The following is a 5,152-nucleotide window of genomic DNA, read 5'->3' as shown; positions in this document are numbered from 1 at the left end:
ATTACCAGTAATTTTGACTGGGATTCTTGTGGTATGGATAGGTGGGACGGGGCAAAAAAAGGGGCCGGAAGTGGTGCCGAAGAGAAGGGGGCTCAGGGCTCCCTCTTCCTGGGAATAATCTACCGTCACCTCTGCGATGCGTGCCGGCTCTGAAGTGCTGTTTCCGTCTGAGGTCTGAGGCAGGCACCCGCCTGTTGAGCCTCCGCCTCCACTGCTTCCACAGCTCGCTGAGCAGAAAACAACAAGGCAGATGAGGGCGCAAAGACCGGTCACTTTCCCTATTTTCATATGACACCTTCTTCCTGATTTGTGAAGGGGAAGGCCCTCACGAAGAGGGAGGCCATTGCCCTTTGAAAAGAATCACGGATATCCGGGGTGAATTGAGCTCTCTGAGAATAGTAACGCATTCTCTTTCCCTTTATTGTGCTGAGCCTGTCTCACTGATTTTTTATGTCTTGCCCGGTTCCGTAGCAAAATAATGAAAAATCATCCAGCGGTCGCCTGAAGTCCCGCCTCTTCCCGGCTCCTGACCGTAACTACTGACAGACTCCCGGGATTTGTCAGAGCACTCGATCCTTTTTCTGCCTTTTCACACAGATAACGCCATAATTTCAGCAGGTTGTGCGCCGCACAGATAAGCTTCCATTCGCTTGAAGGGGCCCTCCTGGTGCATGAAAATTGGAGTGCTCCCGTTTCATATTTAATATCCCCTCCACATAATGCCCCCCGGCTCTCCCTGCGGGAACTTTTATCTCTTCCTGCTTTTTATCCCCAGATTGCGGATTTTGAGTGCTCTGTGCCCTATCCAGTGCGAGGTATAGCCGCCAGGCTGCCAGGGGCCTTTCTTCTGGCCCGCGGCCAGGTCGCAGGATCCCGGGAATGTCACCTCGATCCGTTCACCTTTTCCGTAAGCCCGGCCGGCAATCTCGCAGTTCTTTCTGCAGGTGAGGAGCTTCCTGCGCGCCCTGATCTTCCCGGTGCTCTGCTCGATTACCTCCACGGTGCCGTCTATGGTCAATTGATCATAAGTAGTTTCTTTTCCGCTCCCGTGCTTTTCAAGCCACTTCAGAAGCACCTCTCTGGCCATCGCTGAAATCGCGACGCCCATGGTTTTGCAGGCAGCGGCCAGGGCGTCCTTCAGCTCGGGCTCCACGATGATATGAATGTCCACCTTGCCGCCCCGGGGGCCTTCGGGCCTGCACGCCGGGCATGCGCACCAGGAAGGGTGCCGGGGCTTTTCAGGGGCGGTAACTTTCTTCCTGTGGTGTGCCTGTGTGCCGGAGGCTTTTCTGCGTTCCCGCGGTGGAGTGAATACAGGCTCACTCTTCTTCTGCCCGGGAAGGGAAATCTCCGGCAGGCTGCTCCGGGACGGTCTCCCCCGTTTCTTCTTTCCCGGTGTCTCTGCCGGCTTAATGTTTTGTGAAGGCGGTGCCTGAAGCGCATCCTTCCGGGGGCGCCCCCGCCTCCGTGGCTCCGGTGAATCTGCCTTGCATTCTTCATTGCTTTTCAAAGTGCCCCTCCAATGCCCTGATCCTCAGGCCCCGTAATGATTTTCCGCCTTGTTCTTCTCTTCCATTAATCCGCTGCATTCCCAGCAGGTATGCACCATGGTCCCTCCATGAGCCTCAAGGCTCAATAAAATCTTATGCATTACCGGAGCCTTCAGCTTCTTGAAAAGATCCTTGAAGACCTGGGCATGCTCCACGGGAACAAGAATGGCTCCCTTGGAAAGCCGCTTCAGGCTCGCATAGAACTTGGGCTTCGAAACTCCCACTATCCGGCATATCTCTCTCACCGTGAGCTTCTTTTCTTCATAAAGCTTCAGGGCAAGCTTCCTCTTCTCCTCGTCAAGCGCCCTGGGCCTTCCCCCTTTGCACCCCCGCGCCCTTGCCGCTATTAGGCCGGCCGATGTTCTTTCTCTGATGAGATTCCGCTCAAATTTCGCCAGGACGCCGAAAATGTGGAAGATCAGCTTCCCTCCCGAGGTGGTGGTGTCGATGGATTTCTGGAGGCTCCTGAACCCTATCTACCGCTTCTCCAGGCTTTCCGTGAGCTCTAAGTGGAAACCGTGCATATCGACGAGCATGAGGTGCTTTTCCTCCAGTAAAGAAAATCATCTAGACACATATTACCATGACACAGATTTCTTTTACCAGATATCTTACCAGAAAAATCCCATGATTTCGCGGCGCCCCGTCCAAGTCCCCTGGAGTAAGAAAAATCCTCGTTTTCTTTACCTTAGGGTGAAGCCCTGTAATCTCCCGCTTTCCCCCAGTATCTCAAGGGATTTTCTGGCAAGTTTCTGCTGCCGGGAGGAGAGCTTTGAAAAAACAGCCTTCAGGGCGTCTTCTTCTCCGGAGTCTCTGAGCATATCCCACAGCGCAAGCGCCTGCTGCCTGTCTTTCTCGGCCTTTGTGGGATTCTTGCGCTCAGTGGAAATCATCAGCTTATGGATTGAATAGTTCGCGGGACGAGGCACCCTTATCGGTAATCCGTTATAATCTATGGTAAGAGCCTCATCTTCCAGCATTGACAGGAATCTCATCGGCTGAGGATTGATCCCGAATCCGGGTATTTTGTAAGGATTGGTTCTTCCATCGCCAACCTGAGGCACAAAGAACTCGATGATGAGCTCGGGGTGCTCATAGGTGGTATAGCCTTCGTCACCGTGGTATCTCACAAGAAAGCCGAAGTCCCTGAGGAATCTGCTGATATCGACCGTCTTCGGCGCCTTTTTCAGAGAGCTCGTGTCAAATTCAATATCCGTAGTTTTCCACAAAGGGGCCTTCAGCGAGTCCTTGAACATATGCTTGTAGAAGTAAATACACCAGCTCCCCACCACGAGGAAATGCTCAAGAAGCCCTTCTTCGCTTAGAGCTTTGAGGATTCTGTCCACGAATCTTATCTTTTCTTCCATACGCCAGCACCTTCATGTAGAATTTCACTTGTTCTTCCGACTTCTTCATAAGCTTCTGATATTCTTTTCTTCTTTGGATCTTCTCCCGGTAGTGCTGTACCTGATCATCTGACAGCTTTCCAAGATACCTGGTCACCACGCCCCCCGAGGGCCCCCAGAAGGAAAGATAGTAGTATTCTTTTCCGTTGATTCTCTTTTTTGAGAGGCTGCCGCGGGGGAGCCCGGAGATTGCCTTCCTGTATCCATCCCTTATTCTGATGGAGTTTTGAAGCTCTTCCTTCACCACATCAAGCATCATGTCCATGGCGGGCACCTTTTTAACCATGTTTATTTATTTAATTATAAATCATTGGTTAAATTGTGTCAAATAATATTATCAATGTCGAAATTATTTACTTTATGTGCCCTTTTGGTTATAATGGGAGTGCAAGTAAGTCCTTACAGGTTCCCGGGGTGTTTCGTTCCATAGTGTCCGTGAAGCCCCGGTATTTCAGCCTGTAAGGGTTTGCATTTTTTGGGCTATAAGCTCCTGCCTGTTCCTTACCTCCACATGCCGAGTGCTTTCAATGCCTTTTGCCAAAAGGGCCTTTTCATTTCCTCAAGGACTTTCACCAGCTCATTGCTGAGATTTTCCTTAGCCTTGGCTTCCTCTTCAAGCTTTGTCTTCATCTCCTCCAAAGTGTCATCCTTCTGCTGGATGGCAATCTGCACATTGTTGAGCACCTTCTTGGCCTTTGTCATCAGCTCATTCTTGCGCTCGAGCTCCTTTTCCATCGTGGAAAACCTTTCCGCCACCTCTTCCGCAGGTGCCGGGAGAAGCTTAATCTTGCTCTCCATCTCGCCTTTCTCCGCCTCAAGATTCAAAATCCTCTCCTGGAAAGTGGTCAGCAATGTTTCATAGGTGCCCAGGTGCTTTTTTAACCCCTCTATCACCTCGTCTTTTGCCTTTAATACGAGGTTTTCACCCCTTTCAGGGTTAAATTCACCCTTAAATTTTTCAGGGTTAAAACTTTTAAGGGTGAAAGAGTTGAGCCTCTCTGGCTCAATGCTGCTCAATTCCCTTATTGTGTCGGGTTTTATGTACCATGCCTCTCCATGTTTTGTCTGAGTTTTTAACCCTGAAATTTTACCGCTCTTTAAACGCATGCGAAGTGCGGGGACCGCTATTCCCGTTATCTGGCTTGCTTCCTTAAGGGTTAAAAGTGCGCCGTTTTTTTCACTCATTTTTTAGTACCTCCCCTTAAAAGCAGTTAAAAAATAATAAGAACACTGACTAGAAATGACTTCTAGCCGTGTTCCCGCATCCGATAACTTCCATAGAGCCGAAAAAATCCTTCTGCCAGCCTGAGGGGGGTAAAATTTTTAAGGGCTCCTGTCTGGACCCCTGCACAATTTCCCTGCTACGAAAATATTTTCACCCTTAATTTAGGGGTTAAAAGTTTTAACCCCTCACCTTTACCGATGGTGCCGGAAGTCTGGGAGAGGGTAGTTGTGAAATCCACGGTCATATTGTGCAGCAAGTTGCTGCACAATATCCCTGGTTCCATTGATGTTGCCTCAGGCGATAAGGGAGAGCATGCCCTCCATTTCCCCGACCAGCGCCCATAGTCAAGAGATTTTCAATAACCCTTCAAAATTTGCCCGATTTTCCCTTAGTACGGGGGGAAGATCGCCCTTACCTGTAAAAATCTCTCCAGACCCCCTGCCAGGCTCCAAAATCGCCCCTCATGTTCACCCTGATGATCCACTTTCCCGGATCATTTCCCCTCGCTCCCTCCCCTGGTGACAGTGCCGCCCTGGTGATAACCCTCACCGTCTTCGGGTTATCGCCAGGGCTAGACCAGGCCCCCTGAGCCGCAGCTTCTCTCCCGGCCTGCTCTCACTGCCACCAGGGCGACAACAAAGCTTTTACGTGTCTCTGTGGGCGGCCTCCTCGCCCGTCCCCTTTCCTCTTGAGCTCCCGGTGCTCTGCCGGGGGCAGGCTCGTCAGCCGTGTACACTAAGCCTTACCCGGGCGGCGCCTGCAGGGTTGATCGCCTGGCATTCTCCGGGATTTTGTGCATAGTCTTTGAGGCTGAAGACGCTGGTCTGGTGCCTCCCCCCGGGGGCGCCGCACCAGACGCACTTTCCCCCTTTTCTCTGAACCGGGCGCCTGGCGCGACCGCCCCCTCACTTTGATTTCCTGGGCGGTGGCTGGGAGCACGGCGAATGCAAGCCCGCCGCAGTGTATCGGAG

The 5,152-nt window shown here is 51.7% G+C and carries 5 protein-coding genes; all 5 read right to left on the bottom strand.

All coding sequences use genetic code 11. The features are described 5' to 3' along the window. Positions 1-748 precede the first annotated feature (748 nt). Positions 749-1,171, bottom strand: a complete 423-nt coding sequence (locus RDV48_31480) for a hypothetical protein (protein MDQ7827358.1) — start codon at positions 1,169-1,171, stop codon at positions 749-751. A 363-nt stretch (positions 1,172-1,534) separates the two neighbouring features. Next, complete coding sequence (locus RDV48_31475; GenBank protein MDQ7827357.1) at positions 1,535-2,026, bottom strand: recombinase family protein; 492 nt, start codon at positions 2,024-2,026, stop codon at positions 1,535-1,537. Between the two features lie 207 nt (positions 2,027-2,233). After that, positions 2,234-2,917, bottom strand: coding sequence for a GSU2403 family nucleotidyltransferase fold protein (locus RDV48_31470; protein MDQ7827356.1), 684 nt, complete (start codon positions 2,915-2,917; stop codon positions 2,234-2,236). Continuing rightward, positions 2,853-3,221, bottom strand: a complete 369-nt coding sequence (locus RDV48_31465; protein ID MDQ7827355.1) for a hypothetical protein — start codon at positions 3,219-3,221, stop codon at positions 2,853-2,855. Before RDV48_31465 ends, RDV48_31470 begins: the two co-directional genes overlap by 65 nt. Positions 3,222-3,457: 236 nt before the next feature. Then, complete coding sequence (locus RDV48_31460; protein ID MDQ7827354.1) at positions 3,458-4,141, bottom strand: hypothetical protein; 684 nt, start codon at positions 4,139-4,141, stop codon at positions 3,458-3,460. Between the last annotated feature and the right edge of the window lie 1,011 nt (positions 4,142-5,152).

The organism is Candidatus Eremiobacterota bacterium, assembly GCA_031082125.1.
In the GTDB taxonomy this organism is placed as follows: domain Bacteria; phylum Vulcanimicrobiota; class CADAWZ01; order CADAWZ01; family Ess09-12; genus Ess09-12.
This window is presented reverse-complemented; position numbering and strand designations above follow the sequence as displayed.